17 protein-coding genes and 1 pseudogene are annotated in these 21,562 nt (G+C 41.1%); 6 read left to right on the top strand and 12 right to left on the bottom strand.

Annotated features, from left to right (window positions below):
• Positions 1-45: 45 nt before the first annotated feature.
• Positions 46-1,239 carry an alkane 1-monooxygenase gene (locus OC23_RS06650; protein WP_038343724.1) on the bottom strand — a complete coding sequence of 398 codons (1,194 nt, stop codon included), beginning with the start codon at positions 1,237-1,239 and terminating at the stop codon, positions 46-48.
• 122 nt (positions 1,240-1,361) lie between these two features.
• Between OC23_RS06650 and OC23_RS06645 the strand changes: the two genes are divergently transcribed.
• A complete protein-coding gene (locus tag OC23_RS06645; protein ID WP_038343723.1) occupies positions 1,362-2,411 on the top strand; it encodes a helix-turn-helix domain-containing protein in 1,050 nt (349 codons plus the stop codon).
• On the opposite strand, the gene OC23_RS06640 is transcribed toward OC23_RS06645, so the two are convergent.
• Together OC23_RS06640 and OC23_RS06635 are read right to left on the bottom strand one after the other, a co-directional pair.
• Positions 2,388-2,975 carry an O-methyltransferase gene (locus OC23_RS06640; RefSeq protein WP_038343722.1) on the bottom strand — a complete coding sequence of 196 codons (588 nt, stop codon included), beginning with the start codon at positions 2,973-2,975 and terminating at the stop codon, positions 2,388-2,390. The two genes, OC23_RS06645 and OC23_RS06640, sit on opposite strands and share 24 nt — an antisense overlap.
• Before the next feature lie 41 nt (positions 2,976-3,016).
• Complete coding sequence (locus OC23_RS06635) at positions 3,017-3,238, bottom strand: DUF1653 domain-containing protein (protein WP_038343721.1); 222 nt, start codon at positions 3,236-3,238, stop codon at positions 3,017-3,019.
• A gap of 230 nt (positions 3,239-3,468) precedes the next feature.
• On the opposite strand from OC23_RS06635, the gene ahpF reads away from it, so the two are divergent.
• Together ahpF and OC23_RS06625 are read left to right on the top strand one after the other, a co-directional pair.
• On the top strand, positions 3,469-5,034 hold the full coding sequence (gene ahpF, locus OC23_RS06630) for an alkyl hydroperoxide reductase subunit F (RefSeq protein WP_038343720.1): 1,566 nt from the start codon (positions 3,469-3,471) through the stop codon (positions 5,032-5,034).
• Positions 5,035-5,179: 145 nt separating this feature from the next.
• Positions 5,180-5,524, top strand: a complete 345-nt coding sequence (locus OC23_RS06625) for a hypothetical protein (RefSeq protein ID WP_038343717.1) — start codon at positions 5,180-5,182, stop codon at positions 5,522-5,524.
• A gap of 54 nt (positions 5,525-5,578) precedes the next feature.
• On the opposite strand, the gene OC23_RS06620 is transcribed toward OC23_RS06625, so the two are convergent.
• Together OC23_RS06620 and OC23_RS06615 are read right to left on the bottom strand one after the other, a co-directional pair.
• Positions 5,579-6,190, bottom strand: a complete 612-nt coding sequence (locus tag OC23_RS06620) for a glutathione binding-like protein (protein ID WP_038343716.1) — start codon at positions 6,188-6,190, stop codon at positions 5,579-5,581.
• Between the two features lie 206 nt (positions 6,191-6,396).
• Complete coding sequence (locus OC23_RS06615; protein WP_038343714.1) at positions 6,397-8,838, bottom strand: ExeM/NucH family extracellular endonuclease; 2,442 nt, start codon at positions 8,836-8,838, stop codon at positions 6,397-6,399.
• A 182-nt stretch (positions 8,839-9,020) separates the two neighbouring features.
• Between OC23_RS06615 and trmB the strand changes: the two genes are divergently transcribed.
• Positions 9,021-9,737: a tRNA (guanosine(46)-N7)-methyltransferase TrmB gene (gene trmB, locus OC23_RS06610; RefSeq protein WP_038343713.1), complete on the top strand. Its 717-nt coding sequence runs from the start codon at positions 9,021-9,023 to the stop codon at positions 9,735-9,737.
• A 74-nt stretch (positions 9,738-9,811) separates the two neighbouring features.
• Here trmB and OC23_RS06605 read toward each other — a convergent pair whose 3' ends face one another.
• On the bottom strand, positions 9,812-10,594 hold the full coding sequence (locus OC23_RS06605; RefSeq protein WP_038343712.1) for a tetratricopeptide repeat protein: 783 nt from the start codon (positions 10,592-10,594) through the stop codon (positions 9,812-9,814).
• A 276-nt stretch (positions 10,595-10,870) separates the two neighbouring features.
• On the opposite strand from OC23_RS06605, the gene OC23_RS06600 reads away from it, so the two are divergent.
• Together OC23_RS06600 and OC23_RS06595 are read left to right on the top strand one after the other, a co-directional pair.
• Positions 10,871-11,875, top strand: coding sequence for a formylglycine-generating enzyme family protein (locus OC23_RS06600; RefSeq protein WP_038343711.1), 1,005 nt, complete (start codon positions 10,871-10,873; stop codon positions 11,873-11,875).
• 28 nt (positions 11,876-11,903) lie between these two features.
• Positions 11,904-12,881, top strand: a pseudogene (locus tag OC23_RS06595) (formylglycine-generating enzyme family protein).
• Between the two features lie 53 nt (positions 12,882-12,934).
• Here the strand turns inward: OC23_RS06595 and OC23_RS06590 are convergent.
• From OC23_RS06590 to OC23_RS06565, 6 genes are all read right to left on the bottom strand, one after another.
• Positions 12,935-13,726 carry a putative type VI secretion system effector gene (locus tag OC23_RS06590; protein ID WP_152607805.1) on the bottom strand — a complete coding sequence of 264 codons (792 nt, stop codon included), beginning with the start codon at positions 13,724-13,726 and terminating at the stop codon, positions 12,935-12,937.
• Entirely contained in the window at positions 13,723-14,517 is a 795-nt protein-coding gene (locus OC23_RS06585; RefSeq protein ID WP_038343708.1) for a putative type VI secretion system effector, read from the bottom strand. Before OC23_RS06585 ends, OC23_RS06590 begins: the two co-directional genes overlap by 4 nt.
• Complete coding sequence (locus OC23_RS06580; RefSeq protein WP_081407301.1) at positions 14,514-15,293, bottom strand: putative type VI secretion system effector; 780 nt, start codon at positions 15,291-15,293, stop codon at positions 14,514-14,516. Before OC23_RS06580 ends, OC23_RS06585 begins: the two co-directional genes overlap by 4 nt.
• A 1-nt stretch (position 15,294) precedes the next feature.
• On the bottom strand, positions 15,295-18,054 hold the full coding sequence (locus OC23_RS06575) for a T6SS effector BTH_I2691 family protein (RefSeq protein WP_038343707.1): 2,760 nt from the start codon (positions 18,052-18,054) through the stop codon (positions 15,295-15,297).
• An 8-nt stretch (positions 18,055-18,062) separates the two neighbouring features.
• A complete protein-coding gene (locus tag OC23_RS06570) occupies positions 18,063-19,007 on the bottom strand; it encodes a DUF4123 domain-containing protein (protein WP_038343705.1) in 945 nt (314 codons plus the stop codon).
• The coding region (locus tag OC23_RS06565) for a type VI secretion system Vgr family protein (protein ID WP_038343704.1) at positions 19,004-21,562 on the bottom strand (2,559 nt) is incomplete at its 5' end. The genes OC23_RS06565 and OC23_RS06570, both read right to left, overlap by 4 nt.

The following is a 21,562-nucleotide window of genomic DNA, read 5'->3' as shown; positions in this document are numbered from 1 at the left end:
AAAAATCAGCCTGCTCAGGCTGATTTTGTGATTTCGCCGGCCGGTTCAGGCCACAGCATCGTGATCACCATATTTTTCTAACATCTTTTTTCTGGCCGCAGGATAAATATTAATTTTATCCAGCTTACCTTGATAATGGCTTACGACCCGATCATCCATAATCTTTGACCACCATGCCGGAACAAAGGCTGGTAAAATCATGGCACCATACCCTGCAGGTAACTGCGGCGCATTTTCAAAGTGGCGTAAGGTCTGAAAGCTTCGGGTCGGATTGGCATGATGATCGGAGTGACGTTGTAACTGGTACAGGAACAAGTTGGTCACCACATTATTATTGTTCCAGCTATGCTCAGGCAAAGTCCGTTCATATTGGCCATTGGGCTTTTTCTCACGCTGCAAGCCATAATGCTCAATATAATTGACCGATTCAAACAAGGTCACCGCATAGGCTGCCTGCGTGACCTGAAATGGTACCGAACGCCTGCCAAAAGTGCTTAACATCGCCGCATGATACAGAGCTGACATGGCCCAACCATGAATCAACTCATTTTCCTTACACCAGAACGATAATTGTTTTCGTTGCAAACGTTTATTTTCAATTTCAATCGCCGATTTAAAACTGCCTATCACCGTCCGCGGTAAAAACCTCCAGAAGCTTTCACCAAACTGTGATGATGCAGGATCTTCTGGTGTAGCAACACGACGGTGATGACCGTAAGGATGCTCAATACGAAAATGATTATAACCCGATGGTGCCAGAGCCAGATGCGACAGATAATGTTCCAGTCGGCCGGTTTTGTGACACAGTTCATGTGCGGTATTAATCGCAATACCATTGACCATGCCAACCAGGGTACCCAATAACACCTGATCAGTAACTGATGTATCGTTACGGCTGGCAAGATAAGCCCCATACAGATTTGCTGCATACTGCAATGGAATATACAGTTTTACGATTCGCGCATAGTATGGATCGGCTTCAAGCGCAGCAATAGCCTCTACTGGAGGATTTTCGCTATCCTCCCCAACAAATTTATCCAGTGCTGGAATCACACCATGTAAAAATATGGGGCCAAATGAAGCAAAAAGTTTCCGGGTTTTCTTCGGGCCAAACTGGTAACCAGCCAAACCACTCATGGCAATTACAGGAACAGCCAGTCCCAATAGCCATAAATGACGTTTTTTATCTTTAAATGTTGTTGTAGCCTGCTCGACATGCAGTTGAGTATGCATATTCATTACAATCTCCTCAATCAAATCCATCCTGTTTCGCTTGAAGTGATTGTGTAATTTTACAGCAGCCATATATTATCATTTTAAGACTTGCTAATATCATTTTAAGACTTTACTGAGTTTTTCTTGTGCAGAAGCAGCAGATTCCGGTGATTCCATCACGTTATTATTTACGGCTGATCGAAATTTTAATCGCTACGCATCAATACGATAATCATGTGTTGATCGCCTTGCAGCAGCAACTGGAAAGCACAGAACTGCTGTCCATTCAACAGATTGAGCAATTTATTGATATGGCTTTAAGCCTGCCCAATACCCGGGATCTGGCCTTTGTACTAGGAAAAAACCTTAAACTTAGCTCGCATAGTCTGGTGGGTTATGCCCTGATGACCAGCCCGAATCTGGAACACGCGCTCAGACTTATTGCGCAGTACTTTAGACTGATTATGCCAAGTTTTAAGCTCAGTATTCAGTTACCAGCTCACCAGCAAAAGGTTGAGCTGTTATTTGAACCGGTCTTGCAAATGAATAAATCATGTCTGGCCTTTCATATCGAAGCCATTGCCGTGGCCTTTTACTACAGTTTGCTCGAACTGGCAGGCCAGCAGTTACAACGTTATCAGATCTATTTAAGTATTCCCGAACCGGCTTATCAGGAACGTTATCTCTCCTTAGTCAAAGCCAGTTTCCAGTTTAATTATCACTGGCTTTCGGGTATACGGGTCGTGATTGACCAGCAACAGCTGGCACTGCCCTTACCTTTGGCAGACGCACATAGCTTAAAAGTGGTTGAGCAACGTTGTCAGGAACAAATTCAGAAAATCTACCATCAAGGCGAAATAGTGGAATGGATCAGTATGATGCTCAGACAAGCCAATCAGGTACCCACCTTAACTGAATGTGCCAAAGTCCTGAACCTTTCTACAAAAACCCTGCAACGTTATTTGCAGCAACACGGTGTAGAGTTTCAGGGATTAAAACAGCAGATCAGCACAGAACGTGCCATTGATTTATTAGAGCATTCTACCCTGACCATTACAGCAATTGCTTATGAGCTGGGTTATTCTAACCCGGCCAATTTTACCCGGGCCTTTAACAAGATGATGGGTTGTAGTCCGCAAGCATATCGCTTAAAACATCAGAATCAAATCAATTCATTTCAAAACGACCATACATAAGCCCGCGCCAACTGGCAAAATCGTACTCATGTAATCATCATCATTCTTTATCAATTCTAAAAAGGATTTCACTTCGGCAGCATGAGAAATCACATTATCAATCATCAAGGTGCTGCCAGCATTTTGTAATAAACGCTTTAAATCGTCCCAGTAACTCACATAATCAACACGCTCTGCATCCAGTAAAATAAAATCAAACACTTGAGTGGTTTGGGCCAGAAAATCTACTGCATCCCCCACCCAGAAGTCAACCTGCTGCTCAAGTCCAAACTCTTGCGCATATTTGTGTGCCTGGGCACTACGTAAGCGATCAATTTCTAGCGTTTGAACTTTTCCGCCTACCGACTGGGCAGCCTCAGCCAGCCACAAAGTTGAATAACCAGTCGAGGTTCCTATTTCCAGAATACGTTTTGCTTGCTGGGAGCGAATCAGCATCGCCAATAACTTGGCCGACTCGACCTCAATATTACGATAGCGGCTCAGACGATCAGACTGTTGCGCATCATGCTGTTTAAACTGGTCATATAAATCAGAAATACGCTGTAAAAACACATTACTGGTCATATATTCCGTCCTCCAAAGGCCAAGTCAGCAAAGGATTGATGTTATGTGATCGCCTGAATCAATTTAAAACGGGGCTGGATTTGACCATCAGGCAGTTCAACCGTTTCAGTAAACATGCTCAATGGCCGCACCCACATCGAATAATCACCATATAGACACTGATATACGACCAGCTCTTCTTCGGTCTCACTGTGTCGGGCAACATGAAAGACCTGATACAGTTGTCCTTTATAATGCTGATAGATGCCGCGCTGTAATGCCATATTGCTTACCTTTTCTTTATGCCATGCAATGATTGCAGTTATATAACAACTATGATTGTACTGATTTTTTTATCGAAAGATATATTTCAAAATTCAACTAATCGATTAAAAATTCAAAAAACCGATCAAACTCATAAAAACATACTGTTTTACCTATTTATGATTTTTGCGTAGTATAGCCTTATTGAATGAATTGACCGATTTAAAAGTCTTAGGGTTTGGAGAAATACATGTTAGATCAAAATATTAAAACTCAATTAAAAGCTTATTTAGAACGTTTAGAAAGCCCGATCGAACTGGTTGCTGCTTTAGATGACTCAGACAAAGCAGAGAAAATCAAAGAACTGGTGACTGAAATCGCGGAACTTTCTGATCAGGTTACGGCGCGTTTTGACGGTTCAAACGCTCGCCGCCCTAGCTTTGGTGTGGCTAAAGCAGGCGAACAACCGCGTGTGTTCTTTGCCGGCTTGCCCATGGGCCATGAGTTTACTTCCTTGATTCTGGCATTGCTGCAAGTATCGGGTTACGCACCAAAAGTCTCTGATGAAGTCTTGGCCCAGATCAAAGGCCTTAACTTGACTGCCAACTTTGATGTGTTTGTATCACTGAGCTGCCACAACTGTCCAGATGTAGTGCAGGCACTTAACCTGATTGCGATCAACAACCCAAATACTACGGCGACCATGATTGATGGTGCTTTCTTCCAGGATGAAGTGGAAGAGCGCAAGATTCTGGCAGTACCGATGGTATTTCAGGACAACCAGCATATTGGTCAGGGTCGTATGACACTGGAAGAAATCGTGGCCAAGCTCGATACCAACTCTGCCGAGAAAGATGCAGCGGCTATCAATGCCAAAGATGCATTTGATGTGTTGGTGATTGGTGGTGGGCCTGCCGGTGGTACTGCGGCAATCTATGCTGCGCGTAAAGGCATCAAGACCGGTATCGTGGCTGAACGCTTCGGTGGTCAGGTGATGGATACCATGGACATTGAAAACTTTACTACTGTACAAAAAACCGTAGGTCCGAAGTTTGCGCAGGATATGGAAGCGCATGTCCGTGAATACGGTGTGGATATCATGAATCTGCAACGTGTCAGCAAGATCACAGGCGCAGATCAGACCGCCAACGGTCTGGTTGAGGTTGAACTGGAAAATGGCGCCAAGCTTGAATCGAAAACCATCATTCTTTCTACCGGTGCACGCTGGAGAGAGATGAATGTACCGGGTGAAGCCGAATACCGTACCCGTGGTGTGGCTTACTGCCCGCACTGTGATGGCCCGTTGTTCAAAGGCAAACGTGTTGCGGTAATTGGTGGTGGTAACTCGGGTGTAGAAGCGGCGATTGACCTTGCAGGTATTGTTGAGCATGTCACACTGGTTGAATTTGACACCAAACTTCGTGCTGACCAGGTGTTGCAAGACAAGTTAAACAGCTTGCCAAATACCACGGTGATCATGAATGCCTTGAGTACTGAAGTGGTTGGTGATGGTTCACAAGTAACGGCATTGAAGTACAAAGACCGTGCCACTGATGTTGAACATACGGTAGAGCTTGCAGGGATCTTTGTCCAGATCGGGTTATTGCCAAATACCGAATTCCTGAAAAACAGTGCAGTTGAGTTAAGCAACCGTGGCGAGATCGTGATCAACGACCGTAACGAAACCAGTGTTAAAGGTGTCTTTGCTGCCGGTGACTGTACGACCGTACCATACAAGCAGATCATCATTGCCACAGGTGAAGGTGCCAAAGCATCCCTGTCTGCCTTTGATTATATGATCCGTTCAGGCAGCTAAACTGAGCTAGATACAGGACACGCACTTATATTGAGCAATGTAAGTGCGTGTTTTTACAAATTTTCAACTTTATTCTTACTACAGTTTATGTTTATATTTTTGCTATCCATTCCTATTGGATGCCACAAAGAAAAGGAAATAGACAATGAATAAATTACTTGTTGCATTAGGTCTTGCTGCTACTGTTGCGCTTGTAGGCTGTAATAAAGATAAAGCACCTGAAACAGGCGCGACCACGGGTGAACATTTAGAACACGCAGCTGATCAGGCTGGTGCAGATATCAAAAACGCAACTGAAGCGGCAACTAGCGATGTTGCAACTGCGGTAGATACAGCAGGCGATCAGATTGATGCTGCGGCTGATCACACTGCAACGGCAACTGCTGAAGCTGCTGCAAAAACAGAAGCTGCTGCACGTGATGCGACAGCTAAAGTTGCGGGTGCAGTAGAATCTGGCGCTGCTGACGTGAAACAAAAAGCTCAACAATAATCGAGCTCAAATAAAAAAGCCTCTGTTCGCAGAGGCTTTTTATTGGGTGTGATCTTAGCTCAACAAGCCTTCATCACGCATTGCAATTTGTACCGATTGACGCTCTGCAATTTTATTACGCAGCGCAACAATATTTGTATAAGGTGTTAAATCATGCTCAATATGGTTCGACCAGTTGGTCAGCACAAATAAATAGGCATCGGCCGGGCCAAAGTTGTCATCGACCAGATAATCACAGTCCGATTCTGCCAGATAGTTATCAATATATTTCAGTAAGCGGTCAACCTCGGCATAGGCCTTGGTTTTTTCAGCATCGCTGAGTGTACCGGTAAAGAAAACGGCATAGGCATCATGTAATTCGGAGTTTAAATATCCTAACCACTCCAGTACTTTTGCTCTCCCCATCCCTGATGGTGGAATCAAATCCTGTTTTGGATCATGTTGTGCCAGAAACGGTAAAATCGCAACATTCTCGGTTAAAATCAATCCCGGATTAATTTCCAGAGCCGGTACATACCCCTTCGGATTAATCTCGTAATAATCTGCACCTTTTGAGGTTTTATGTGTTTTTAGATCAACTCGTTCTAAATCAAAATCTACGTTTATTTCATTTAAAATAATATGGGCGGCCAATGAGCATGCACCCGGTGAATAATACAACTTCATAATTGATCCTTGTTATCTAACAACTTATGCCCTAGAACATTCCTACGAAACTCGAGAACAGCAATACCTGAAATTTATAATCGCTTTCATGCTAAGAACATCTACACCACTACTATTAATGAATTTTTTTCTGCCTTGCAAGTTATATTCCGTGACGATTGATTAATTTATGAAAAAACTTATCAGTCCACGTCACGGAAAGATCATTACGCTCTGCCAAAAAGTTTAGCCAACCACTCAAATAACGAATTTAATAATTCCGTAACGATGCTTTTCGGATGACCCGCTTCGAGTTGAGAATCGGCGGTTTTCATATCCAGATCAACAATCACCGGATCATGATCTGAAGAACGGTAGGCATCGGCTGCGAAAAACAAGGCCTTTTGCTCATCGGTTTTATATTCTTCGTTATAGTCCAGCACGGTTGGCTCATCGGCATTGATATGCCAGGCAAAGGCTTTCACCACACGCTTATACAGGCCGGCATCGGCGATGGCATGATCAAGGTTACCTGCTCCGCCGTAGCCCTCTGCATTACTCGATACGCCAAAGACATAGCTATAGGCCTTGGTGCCCTCACCAATCTTGCTGTCATTTAGCAGAATTTTGTAGCTGGCTTTTTCAAAGCTCAGGATCGGATCTTCTTTGGCATAGCTGTTCATATCACCCAATAACAAGATATTCGGAGTTTTGACCTGAGTTGGATTCTTGGCAATCCATTGCGTGAGTTGTTCAACCGCTTTCACGCGAGTTGGGTTCCAGCAACCTTGTCCATCTTTCTGATCAGCATCAAGCGAATTTTCATCGACACCTTTACACCCTTTCGATTTAAGGTGATTAGGAATGACCGTAAAGATCTGTCCACCTTGTACAGGCTTGAAGGATTGTGCAATCGTTGTACGGTTTTTATCGCCCAGATCCAATACCGCAGCTTTATTGACCGGTTGCACACGTTTGCTGTTATAGATAATCGCCACTGCAATCACATCGGTACCTAACTGGTTCAGGCCTTCTGGAATGACATATTTCCAGTCTGGGCCTAGCGCCTTGGTCAAATTGGCAATCGCACTGTCACTGCCATAGCCATTATTGGCAATCTCCATCAGGCCATATACATCAGCATCGATTGATTTTAATGCACTTACGATTTTGGCATGCTGTTTGTCAAACTCGGTCTGGCTGTTAGCGCCACGTTCGGTTGGGAAACCAGTCTTGCCATTGTCATAGTTAAGGACATTAAATGCGGCAACACGAACATGTTTGCTTTGCTTAACCGCAACAGTTGACCGTGGATTGGTGGTGGTTACCACTTCCGGTAAGTTTGCCCCGGCAACCGGTTGTACACGCCAGGCATTAAAACGGTATTCTAAAATGCCTTGTGCATTTTTGATCTGGTTACCAGAGCGCAGTGTATTTAGGGCACTAAAATTTTGAGGTAACCACGGCGCACGGTTTTGATTGTTATAACCATCATCAAAGATAATCCTGGAAAGCAGGTTTTGCTGTGCCAAGGCTTTAGCTTCGATTGACCGTGCCGGATACAGGTTAGTCGGAATAAACAGGCGACCAAGGCTCAAGGACAGCTCCCCATAACGACCATAGTTATAGTTTTCGCTGACCGTCAGTGTTTGCGGCAATTTGACCAGCATACCCTGATAACGTTTCGGTGAGTTCCCCCCTGTATCAGTCAAACTGCTAAAGGGTAAATTCAAATCCAGTGGTTGAATCAGCGATGCCATGTTCTGGTTACAGGTCTTGATATCCTGCTGCAACTGATCCATTTGCAGCTGGTTTTGATAACTGGTTAAACGACCACGCAGGATCACTTCATCACCAACTTCACCGCCCTTGACTGCACTGCTTGCAGGAATATACACAAAGATGGCATTGCTGACATTTGGCGTAGCTTTGCTATCGGGCGTTTGTACATAGAAACCCGAAAAACCATTGTTATAGCGATAGTCCGCGGTGATCACCCCACGAATGGTATAGTCCTGATTCTGGGTCGAGTCGGCCAAAGCCGCGATTGGGGTATCATGGCTGCTACAGCTGATCTGTTCATTAACAGGCGGTATTGTGCTTGAACCGGTTAAGTTCGAAAAGTCATTCCGGTCCGTCCAGGCTTGCCAGGATTGATCCAGATCGAACGGACTGGTTGGGTCAACACTCACCACAGGGTTATCTGTCTGAATGCGTTTAAAGCTATTGCCCATACTGAAAACAGTTGTACCCCAACCCGCAGCTGGACGTTCACCAATACGACCAAAACGATCTACAGGTGTCCCACGATGCAATAACACCACCGCATCATCGCCATTAAAGGACAGACCAGCAACCTGATTGACCTTATTGCCTAATTGGGCTTGTAATTCTGAACGGCCGATCAAAAATTTCTGTTTGCTGGCTAAACTGCCTTTTAAGGGAAATGCTGCGGTTTTAACGGTGCCACCATTATTAAACTGCTGGATTTCATAGTCTGCCAGATTGACCGTTGTGGCATCGGGGTTATAAATTTCCAGTCCCTTTTTATTGCTGCTGCCATCGACATACTGGCTAAACATCAGTTGTGCATGTGCAACAGAAAAGATTGAAGATGCACCCAAAAGGCTTAAACAAATGGCGATCGAATGGTATTTAAAATGATTCATGTTTTTTACTGTGCGTTTAAATTGCCATTAGGCTATGCAAGTTCTGTGACAGCACCATGAAGATTTTTTGACAAGTTTTCATCATTTATAAAAATAAATGCCTAAATAAAATCACTTAAAAGTTTGACTTGTCCACCTGAGCACTTAAAATACGGCATTTCTATCTTTATATCTCCAGAATCATGTCAAACGATCAGTTAGAAACGCAAATTACGGAACTCGACAATTTGCCTGAGCACCGTGAAATTGTGACGTTTATGCGTCGTTCAGCTCCGCTCAATACTTCACAACGTACTGCTTTAGAAGATTATCGTGATTTAATTTTGGAATATCCGGTTGGTGACTTACGCCAGCATTTTGAACATCCTGAACGCCCATTAACCGTTGAAATCGGTTTTGGTATGGGGCGCTCTCTGGTGTTAATGGCAAAGGCCAACCCTGAACGTAACTTTGTCGGTATCGAAGTGCATGTACCCGGCATTGCACAATGTGTCTATGAAGCAGGTATGGCAGGCTTAAAGAACCTGTTTGTACTGGATGCCGATGCCATTCAGGTACTACGTGAAATGCCAGACAACAGCATTAACTGTGTACAGCTTTATTTCCCTGATCCATGGCAGAAGAAACGCCACTTTAAACGCCGTTTCGTGATTCATGAGCGTATGCAACTGGTGGAACAGAAGCTTGAGCTGGGTGGTACCTTCCATGCAGCAACCGACTGGGAGCCGTATGCCGAATGGATGCTTGATATTCTGGATAACCGCCCTGACCTTGAAAACCTTGCCGGTAAAGGCAATAGCTACCCTCGCCCAGACTGGCGTCCAGTCACCAAATTCGAGCGTCGCGGACTTGAATCTGGTCATAAGATTAATGACTTTATCTTTAAGAAAATTAAGTAAGCCCAATTAGCTTAAAAAGCCACTAACAATGTGTTAAGTGGCTTTTTTATTGCATAAGTATTGATATGGCTTGGCTATGGCGAGTCATGCTCTAACTGTTTTAACACCTCACCAGACGCTTCAACGCCATTTTCATAGGCTTTTTTAAACCAGTATCTGGCTTTTTCAAGGTCATGATATTCATTTGCATAGATATAACCTAGATTATGCTGAGCCAAAGGGAAATTCTGCTCGGCTGCACTTTCATATAGTTTTAAAGCCCTCTCTTCATTCTTGGGCACCAGTAAACCATCAGAATACATATTTGCCAGATTATATTGTGCTTCAGGCAGATTTTGTTGTGCAGCCTTTTCATATAAATCCATGGCTAGACCAATATCTTTTTTCACGCCTCTTCCTGAAGAATAAGCATTTGCCAGATTATATTGAGCCTTAGCATAGCCTTGATCTGCAGATAACCGATAAAAAGCTAAAGCTTTGTTCCGGTCTTTTTGCACATAATGGCCCAGGTCATACATAATGCCCAAATTATATTGCGCTTCCGGGAAATTTTTCTGTGCCGCTTGCTCATACCAGTAAAAGGCTTTTTCTTCATTTTTCTCGGTTCCGATTCCCTTAAAATACATACCAGCCAAATCATTTTGAGCAATCGCAGAGCCTAATTGGGCAGATTTTTCAAACAAGTTCTTTGCTTTGACATAATCTTGAGCAACGCCCTTGCCCAAGAAGTATCTTCCTCCTTGCTGATAGAGTAACTCTGCCGCCTTCTGATCCCTTTTATCGCGGGTTGCTTCTGAACAGGCACTGAATTGAAAAATAGTCAAAACAAGCAAAATAACAATCAACTTTTCTTTCATTTCAATATTAATACCTTGCGTAAAGCTGATGAGTAAAAACCAGATTTTTATATCTATAAAAAGACAATTTTAGCATTAAACATTAGACTGCAAATTTAACTTCTACCACAGCATAATCAAAAATGAGCAATGTTATATATTTCTGTCAAATAAAATTGTGATTATTTAAAAGTATTGAATTGATTTTCAATAATGACTAACACAAATTAGCTTCCCTATTTTAATTGAATTGATTAGCATTTCATCTAATTAAATTTAAGCAATTGATTTTTTATAATGAAAAAGCAGAAGTTATTCTTTATCTTATGCGCAAGCATTACTTTAAATGCTTGTGCCAAAGCACCTGAAACGAATCAAAAGGTTGTAAAGGCCTCACCAGAACTGCAACAAAAAATTCAAAAACTGGTGGAAAAAACCAAAAAGAATATGATCTTTGTTGAAGGTGGTAGCTACCTGATGGGTGATTTCGGACTAGTCACTCCTGAACTCGAAAAAACCGTACCTGACAGCATGGCGATCAAGAATCCAAAAGGCAATACAGAAAAACCTGATCACCTGCCTTTCTCACCGGGAAATGACAATAAGACTCTGCATAAAGTGACACTGAGCAGCTTTAATATGAGTGCCTATAAAACTACATTAGAAGACTTTAATATTTTTACCGAGGCAACCGGACAACCCAAGAGCTATTACAATGAACTCTTTACTCCAGAAATCGCCCATGAAATTGCAACAGGAATGGATTGGCAACAGGCTAAAGATTATTGCCAGTGGCTGGGACAACAAGTAGGAACGCCTATGGACCTACCGACTGAAGCGCAATGGGAATATGTTGCACGAAATAAAGGCCAATATACTGTCTTTGCAACCGATACAGGCAAAGTAGAGCCAGAAAAAAATCTTTGGTCAAAAAAACAGTATGTCGCATATAAAAATAAGACTAATAGCATGGATACTATTGGAAATATCCCCGTCTTAGGACAAACTCCCCCGAATCCATTAGGCTTTTATGATCTAGTCACCAATAATTATGAATGGATGAATGACTGGTACGATAAAGATTATTACAAACACTCCCCCGTTGTTAATCCCAAAGGGCCCAAAACTGGAACTGAAAAGGTATTGCGTAGCTCCCCAGCAATGAGTGCGGATGATTTGATGATGGCAGGTGGTCTTAATATAGAAAGAGCCCATGCCCGACCAAAATCAAATGAAGAAAATAAAATGACTTATCATTTATATGGGGTACGTTGCGTCGCCAATCTTCCACATTCTTTTTAAGTCAGCATTCAATTTTAGGTTTTAAAAAATGATTAAACCCACCCTTATAGCTATTATATTTTCTAGTATAGCCTTAACTGCATGTGCAAAACCCGCCTCAGATTCTAGCCTAAAGACACAAGTACCAATTGACTAGAAAAACCTGTCTGCCGAACAACAAAAGCAATTACAGCAACTATTGGAAAAAACTAAAAAGAATCTCATTTTCGTCAAGGGTGGAACTTTTATGATGGGTGACTTTGGCCCTGAACATAGTATTGACCAACTTCCTTACGATGGTAAAGGTGACAGCAAGCCCTTGCATAAAGTCACTTTAGATGACTTTCAATTAAGTGCTACCAAAGCCACTTATGCTGATTTTGATATCTATACTGATGTCACAGGTCAAAAGAAGGTTGGAACGTTCGATGAATTTTCAATTCAAGAACGTGTTCCTACAGCCGCTGCAGGAATTAATTGGCAACAGGCACGCGATTACTGCCAATGGCTTGGTCAACAACTTAATTTAAAAATGGATTTGCCTACAGAAGCACAGTGGGAATATGCTGCCCGTAATCGTGGCCAGTATGTTTTATATGCAACTGATAACGGCAAAATGGATATCGGCCGTAATATCTGGAGTTTTGAACAAAGAAAAGCAATTAATAAAAAATTTAAATCACTGAAAGATATTCCTGTTTTACAACAATATCCTGCTAGCCCGTTAGGTTTTTATGACATGATCACCGATAATTATGAATGGATGCTGGACTGGTATGATCCGGAATATTACAGCAAGTCCCCTGAGAAAAATCCACAAGGCCCTGCAACAGGTACATTAAAAGTTGTACGGAGTTCTGCGCCTGATGATGGCCAGAATATGTATATGGGAGGGAAAGGCTTAACCATGCAACGTCATTCGATACATCCTGTGGAAGATCCAATACGTGCAAAAGACCCAAGAATTAAAAAATATAATATTGATCTAAACCAAAACAATTCAGTACGTTGCGCAGCTCACCCTTAATTTGTATACTTTCTAAGGTGTACCTTAGTGCCTTAAACATGGTATACCTTACATCACTCATTAACTTTTTTCTTATCAAAATAATCTTCTGGATAAGGATCTTGACCTTTTAAATTTTTTCTATAATCCATAACACTAATGTTGATTCCATCATTAATTAAATAATCATTGTAAAAATCCTGCTCTTTAGGATCATCAAAACCTAGTTTTTCAAATATCTGCTCTGACAATGTTCCAAAATTCTCATAGGATTTTCTATAACCAAAGTAATTAACAAAACCAGAAATTGCTATAGAAACAAATAAAGAAATTCCCACTATCTCTAGTAAGTATAAAATGGTGTTCATAGAGTAGGAAAAATTAAAAACAAAATAGAATAAAATAAAAATAAAGAGAAAACCCCATGACAACAATGTAAAATAGTAAGTCTGCATAATAATGGCTTTATAGCCCATTTTTATTGAACGGCCCATTTCATAGATCATATAAAGTAAACCAGATTTAGGATCAAGAATGGCATAGACCTGATAACGCCCATCTACAGGCTTGTCATTAATTACAGCGATCAGTTCATCATTTTCTTTGAAACGTGCGGTCGTAAATTGCCCCAGTAAAGAATGTCCTTCTATTTCCCCTGTAAACGTGATGCCATCTTTAGCTTTACCTGCCAGCACCAAAATAGGAGCACTGGTAAGCAACGAACTACTTTCAGCCAGTACACCTACAAAAGCAGTTCCAGCAGCAATTCCACCTACATTTTGGTTTACGGGTATTTTGGATTTGGCTTTTTCTAAAGAATGGATTGGGCCTTCTACCAGTTTTAGATTTAATTGTAGACCAGTCATGATTCATTAACTTTTTTCTTATCAAAATAATCTTCTGGATAAGGATCTTGACCTTTTAAATTTTTTCTATAATCCATAACACTGATGTTGATTCCATCATTAATTAAATAATCATTGTAAAAATCCTGCTCTTTAGGATCATCAAAGCCTAGTTTTTCAAATATTTGCTCTGATAATGTTCCAAAATTCTCATAGGATTTTCTATAACCAAAATAATTTACAAAAGCCATCAATGGAATACAGATAAAAATACTTATAAGTATCCACATTATTAAATATAGAAAAGAGTCCCAAGAATAATTAAAATCAAAAATGTAAAAAAGTAAAAGCATTATTGACATCCCACCCCAACAAATTAAAGTGAAATAATAGGTTTGCATAATAATCGCTTTATAGCCCTTCTTTACTGAACGACCCATTTCATAGATCATATAAAGCAAACCAGATTTAGGATCAAGAATGGCATAGACCTGATAACGTCCATCTACAGGCTTGTCATTAATTATAGCGATCAGTTCATCATTTTCGTTAAAACGAGCCGTTGTAAATTGCCCCAGTAAAGAATATCCTTCTATTTCCCCCGTAAACGTGATGCCATCTTTAGCTTTACCTGCCATCACTAGTATAGGAGCACTGGTAAGTAACGAACTACTTTCAGCCAGTACACCAGCAAAAGCGGTACCAGTTGCAATTCCTCCCACATTTTGATTTACGGGTATTTTGGATTTGGCTTTTTCTAAAGAATGGATTGGGCCTTCTACCAGTTTTAGATTTAATTGTAGACCAGTCATGATTCATTAACTTTTTTCTTATCAAAATAATCTTCTGGATATGGGTCTGGGCCTTTTAAGTTTTTTCTATATTCCATGACACTAATATGAATGCCATCTTTGACGATACAATCATTGTAAAAATCCTGTTCAATTATTTTAAAACCTAAGACTTTAAAAATTTTCTCAGATAATACTCCCATTTTCTTTGATACTCGGCCGAAAACAAGATAAGAAAAAGAGAGGGAAAATAAAAAACTTATAATAAAGCTGAAAAATAAATATTTAATAATATCATTAAAAGAAATATCTACACTATCTCCATAATAAAGTTTTGAACCTAATATTAAAATAGATATAAATGAAAAACATACTAGTCCTAAAAATAATGCTACCTTATTGTTATAGTTATAAGCTTTTTTCAACGACCGTCCCAATTCATACATCATATAAAGTAACCCAGTTTTAGGATCAAGTACAGCATAAGTTAAATGTCTTCCTTGCTCTTTTTCCCTACTAATCACCCAAACCAGTTCATCGCCGTTCTTAAATTGTACTGTTGTAAATTGACCAATCAAACGATAATCACCGACTTCACAAGTAAAGGATTTAGCATCTTCTCCACTTGCTGCCATTAGCAAAATTGGTGCATTAGTTGCTGCGCTACTACTTGCAGTTAAGGTTCCAAGTATTACACTACCAGCAGCTTGTGATTTAATATTCTTCAAAGGATAAATTTTGGAGTCCTCAACATCTAAGTTCTTTACAAATCCCTTGATCAATAACATTTCATTCATCTTAGACACTCACTACAGCTTTACTAAAAGCTTCTTCTTCATTTTCAAGAGATTCATATTTCCCAGCTTCCGTCCCAAATACTGACTTTTTACACCATTTTTGCAGCTCATCTTCCGTGTAATAATAATTTCTTAAAATAATTTCAATAATGCTAAGACCAATACCAATCCAGTTTAGCCATACAGCAGCACGCATAATACCTATAGTCAAAAAGCTTTTAATAGCTATAGACTTTTGCAATCTTATTACAATATCTCTGCCAGCTAATGCAGGAAGTCTTAATAACATCCCAATACCGACACCAACCATTAATAAAGAAATAGTAGCTTTTGCACCTAATACAATCAGTAAGAAAATATTATCTTTTCCGCCAAACTCTTTTACAAATGCTGTAATGTCGGCAATCATACTAAAGGTGGCTCCACCAATTGCAAGTCTTGCACCATATAGTCTAATTTTATTCGCTTTTTCTTGAAAACTTAAAGCATCCATACCACCACCAGCAATATCTAAAACAACCGCTGTAGTCGCTAATAAGCCTGCTGTTACCTTAAAACCGTTTTCCCAATTTCTATCCCCAGCGAAAAGACTGGCTTGCGTTCCCAAATTTATTAACTCAAATAGAGCAACAACTCCAGAAATTCTGAGCGCTACACTCACAGAAGACTTACTTAGAATTTCTTTAATCTTTTGTGTAGCCGTATTCTGCCCTGCATTTTTCCAACGTTTTTGGATTTCTGTCGCATTCAACTGACTTGCAGCATTCGTCATTTTCAAGTCAATATTATAAAGTAATGACCATTTCGGCACTTTGTCGGTTAATAAAGAACTATGAGCATAGGCAATAAAAGAAACCCTTGAAAGTTTCTTTGCAATTAAAGGACTTGCATTATATTGTAGGCTCCATTTGGCTACACTGCGTGTAATCTCGGAGATCCAGGGTAAAGCTCTGGCAGGATTATACCATTTCAGGTCATTAACTTTATTGTTTGGGTCGGCTAACCATTGCTCCCAAAGCTGGTCGGCACTGACAAACGCAGCAATTAAACCCTTTAAACTGGATTGAGTCTGATCCCAAGTTAAAGAAGTAATTTCAGGACTTTTTGCATTATATTGATCAATCAGACTTTTTTGATTATAGGTGACTGCCCGCATATATAGATTATCGTCAGAGATTTTATCCACCCCTAACCATTTTTCCATCAATGCCTGCCCTTCATCACAACCTGTCATGCCATCCATGACTGATAGTGCTTTTATATGAAATAAAGCACCATCCCCCTTTAGAACCGTTTGATCATAAGTATAAAATGCTTTTAGCAACTGTTTTGATTGCAACCATTTTAGATGATCGCTTGCATAGGCTTGTGCCGACTTACGTGCCTCATTCGTTAATGCTTTTACTTTGTCGTCAAAAGCATTTTTTGCGGTCCAATCAATTTTTGTCGAATATTTGGTTTCCCAATCCAATTTCGCTTGTGCTTTAGATTGACTAATAATCTTATCTCTGACCTGCTTTTGTCCCGCAGCATATTTTTTATTGTACTGCTGTAAAAACTTTTCTTTTTCTTGCGGCGAAGCTCGATCCCAAATTTCATTAACTTTGCTTTGGTAGTCTCTTTGATCCATCGATCCAAAGAGAGGGATTTTACCTTGCGCAAATATTAATTTAGCACTCAAATCTGCCTGTAGGGTATTCGTGCTTAAACCTTGATTAATCAGTTTATTTTCAATAATAATTTTAATACTATCAACCAATTGAGAAGAATGTAACTTATGCTCATTGGTCGTTTTATTATCTTTCTCTGCGATATATTTTGTAAGTTTTTCAAATCTCGCATTTCGGCTTTCATTGAGTTTAAGCGTTATCCCAATTGGATCATATAACACCATACAAGCAACATTATTAGGTTCTTGAGCAAATTTTTTCAAAATTTGATCAATGCGTCCTGTACCAAAACTTTTGACATTATAAATTGAATTTTTCAGATTAGCTGTGGCCAAACAATGTGCTTGAGCAGCTCCCCCTCCTACAATAAACTTTTGCCATTTGCCTTCGGTTACAAACTTTTCGGCATTTTTTTCATATTCTTTTAGTTTTAATTTACTCATCGGATCATGGGTATGGATGAGATAAGCAATTTTAGCTTCATCTTTAGGATTGCTTTCCAGAGTAATCAGAGATGAATTAGCACTATGCCCGGCCCCTTTGCAGGCAAATTCAGGCACGCTTTTCGGTGCTTCTTTACCCACAGGAAAATATGATAAATGTCCTTTCGGTGTAACTAAATAACCAGCCCACTCTAAAGCTCCTGATGCCCGTTTTACTAAACGATAGATATACCCAGTATCAATCATTTCTACCGCATATTTAAAATGACTTAACTGAATCTCTTTTACATTTTTTCCTAATGTTGCAGGCAAAGCCGGTGCTGCGCTACCAACTACCGTATAACGTAAAGGTAAAATATTAAATCCTGTTTTACGACAGAAGTTAGAACACTCTTTTTGTGCTTGCCCTGCGCTATTATTTTGTACATTTGCAGCAGTGGACTGCTTGGCAGACTTGGCAATTTTACTTTGTTCCATTTTTTTAATGACTGCGTTTGCAACCTCAGGATCTCTCATATCCCCCACAGTCTTGGTTTTTCCAAGCTTAAAAATTTGAGCTTGCCGTTGCCTTTGCTGTTCTAGAACTTCAATATATTTCGAGTTAGCATTATCTGAAATCTTGAATTTAGCCTGTTGATTTGTTGTCATATCACACCTTATACATTTAGATCTTGCTGAATAACGGAGTACAACTCAGCATCCAGATAATCCATTGCATCTGTAAACGAAAGCTCATCCTGCACACAATGTGTATAAAGAATATCCGTAACCACAGGATGAGCCATAAAGTCTTTATGAATAATTTGTCCATACAAACCATAAGAGACGAGATCTAAATTATTTTCTAGTCCATAGAATTGATATGCATGTAATAAAGTTTTATGAATTTCTACGGGATGTAATTTTGAAATATCGACTTCTTTAAAATCATTCAATTGCTGAAAAACACTATTTGCTATTTCAACCAGATCTAATGCGATGGATTGTTCTTTATTTAAAGAACGCAGAGGTATTTTTTGAATCTGAGTCCTTTCTTCACTAGATTCGATACTATAAAATCCTGTGGGATGCAAAAAAGACCAAGCCTCAAAGCTTTCCAATAAGCTCAATAAATTTTTTTCTTCCAAAATGTCATTTAAATAAATCAGTACCCGAGGATCATACCAACGGAATAAAATTTTTCGCTCCTGATCAGACACCACGAGCTTATTTCTTATCTGATCTCTTAACTCTTCAAGCGATGCTACTTTTGTTGTACCAAAACCATGTACAAAATAGTAGTCGTTGGTAATATCTTTATTACGTAATAAATTTAGCAATAAATCATCTTTTACTTGTTCAAATACCTTTTGATCATCAATACGTATCAAAAAAAGATCAGATGTTTCCATATCCTTTTTAATGGCTAAGGGAATATAAGCAATATTTTTTTTTGCTAAAGTATTTACCAGATCATCAAAAATTGAAGGATTTAAGGTGCGATCCAATAAAAAGATAAGATGCCCATATTGACCTAAAAGTTTTAAGCACTGCTGTTCTAACTCAGCATTATGATCTTGTTCAATATCATATTGAATTGCTGTAAAGATAGATAAACTCATGACAAGTCAACCTTAGCAGAACCATTCTGGGCAGCTTGTGTCTGTTTAGCAGAACAATCTGGTAAATCAATTGCAGGGACATTCACCGATGCCCCACCCATAAATAAATGCTGCCCCGCTTTCACCTCAAACTTGCCACTCGTTACGGGAAAGATCCCTGAACCATCCAACTTGATCTGGGTACCGCCCGCAGTAATCACGATTTCTTTAGGGCTGGTAATCTCGATTCGATCTTCAGTTGAAATGATCTGAATACCTTGCTTGGCCAGTAAGTCCATGCCATCCGATTGAGCCAGTGCCTCAAACTTGCCTTTGGCCGCCACCTGCTTAATCCCATTCTGCGCGGCAAACAGGCTAGCTTTTCCACTGACATGTGCCACCAGATTTTTTTGGGTGCTTAAGTTGATACTCTCACCTGCAAACTGGTTGATCTGACCATCTGCAGATAAATGAATATCTTCATTAGTGCTCAGGCCAATACCCGCTGGTGAACTCAATAGCAGCATGGCTCTATTAAACTTGGCAATATCCGCTTCAATTTCATCAGCAAACGCTTTTAATTGATCCAATGATTCTATTTCATCAGTCTGCTGGTTCTTAGCCACTTCACTTAAAGCTTTGGCATTGCTTTGGTTGCCTTCCAGCTGCTGTTTAGCAGGCTGTGCATCCAGATGTTCGCCTTGGGCCTGATCCTGTTTATGCGTGGAAAGCAGTAAGCCTTCTCCGGCTCGTACCGCACCCCATTGATCGGTACGCAGTTCAAAACCTTCGCCCCGGTCTTCGCTTTCAGCTTTATCTTTTGGATGACTCAGTTTACCCAAGTTGAGTTGGCTGGCAGCATGACTGCTTTGCAGTTGGGCGCTGATCTGTCCGGTGGTGTCATCAAAGCGTAACTGGTTAAAGCCTTCACCCTGATATTCTTTCGTTTTAATGCCGGCCAGTTTCTTGGTGTCTGGTAGCTTGCCTGCATTGTCAAATCTGGTTGGACTGCGCTGTGCTTCATGGATGCGTCCGACCACAAATGGACGGTCAATATTGCCATCAAAGAAGTCAATCACCACAATCTCACCGATTCGTGGCAGGAAGCGTGCCCCATAACCTTCGCCTGCCCAAGGTGTCAGTACATCCACCCAGGCAGAATCGGTGTCGTTGTCATTGGCCCCTGCACCCCCATCGTGGCTATGGTCTTCACTACGGGTAAACAGGAAACGGACTTTGATACGGCCCCATTCATCCACATGGATTTCTTCGCCGCTTGGGCCAACCACTCTGGCACGTTGTGGTGAAGCGGCTGGACGGTGTTGTAACGGGTTGTATTCAGGAACCGTTTTGATATTGCGACGTTGCAGTATCAGCTGGTTGGCCTGTCGTTCGTCATTTTCTTTTATATGCCAGTTGCTTTGGGCCAGTAACTGTTTGATTTGCTGGTTCAGGTCTTTTGGCAAGTTGTTCTGGTTATAAAACTGCTTACCCGTGATCAGGAATTCTTTGTCTGCACCGCTGTGCTGGTCAATTTCAGGGTGTTCTGCCAGTTCAAACCAGTGACCGACATGGGTGTCACGCACCGTAGTATTCGCCACGAACTGCTTCGATTGCAGGTCGTGGTATTGTCCAAGATTGCGGTTGAGTTTTTCTATCTGGCCATTACCCGATGCGGTTGCACCATCTTCACCATTCAGGTCTTGCATCCATGCCGGTGAGAAATGCCAGGCCTGTTCCAGTCCCAGACTGGCATTGTCATGTTGTTCACTGTGCTGGTGGGTGCTTTGTACACTGCCTGCACCTTCTTCCTGTTCCAGGGCATCGGCCTGCCAGCGCTGTACATGCACCGCACTCGGTTGTAATGAGCGTTGTCCGACCAGACTGGTCATGCTGTCGTATTGTTCGGTGGCACTGCTGCGGTGATAACGGATCTGGCGACGTTCCAAGGCCTGATACTGGCTATTGTCATCAATCAGACGCAGTTTCTGCGGCTGAATTGCAGCACTACTTTGCGGAACGGTTCGTTCTGCTTCATCTACCAGCCAGTTGATGCCTTCGCTACGCAGCAATCGGGTCAGAAAGTCATAGTCGCTCTCATTGGACTGCATCATGAATGGTCGGACATCATAGTCCTGACTAAGGCCGCTTAAATCTAGCGTTAAGCTCGAGGCAAATAACGGGCTTTTCTGCTGCCATTCTTTAAAGACAACTTCCACCACATCGCGCGCACTCTTGTTCATAAACACGCGGCTGTTACGGCGTTGTTTCCACAGTGCAGTTGGGTCTTCGAGTGTGAGTTTATATAAGGTCAGGCTGCCGTCAGACTGACCTTGCAGGGCTTGCGTGATAATGCCCGTGACACGGGTAAGCTGGCCCTGATCGGTCACGCTATCGATTGCGGCCTGACTGCCAATAAATTGTTTGAGTGGAATGGTGGCATTGGTCGACAGGCAGATCAGCTCGGCCTTAAAGCCGCCATTCAGCTCATGCTGGCCATCTATACGTTGCAGGAAAACCTGAGAATTTAAATGTTGATTTGAAAATTGAATATGAATGGCACGTTTTTGTGCGGT

Origin of the sequence: Acinetobacter sp. A47 (assembly GCF_000805455.1) — a bacterium.
In the GTDB taxonomy this organism is placed as follows: domain Bacteria; phylum Pseudomonadota; class Gammaproteobacteria; order Pseudomonadales; family Moraxellaceae; genus Acinetobacter.
The sequence above is the reverse complement of the archived record's forward strand: the minus strand, read 5'-3'. Positions and strand labels throughout refer to the sequence as shown.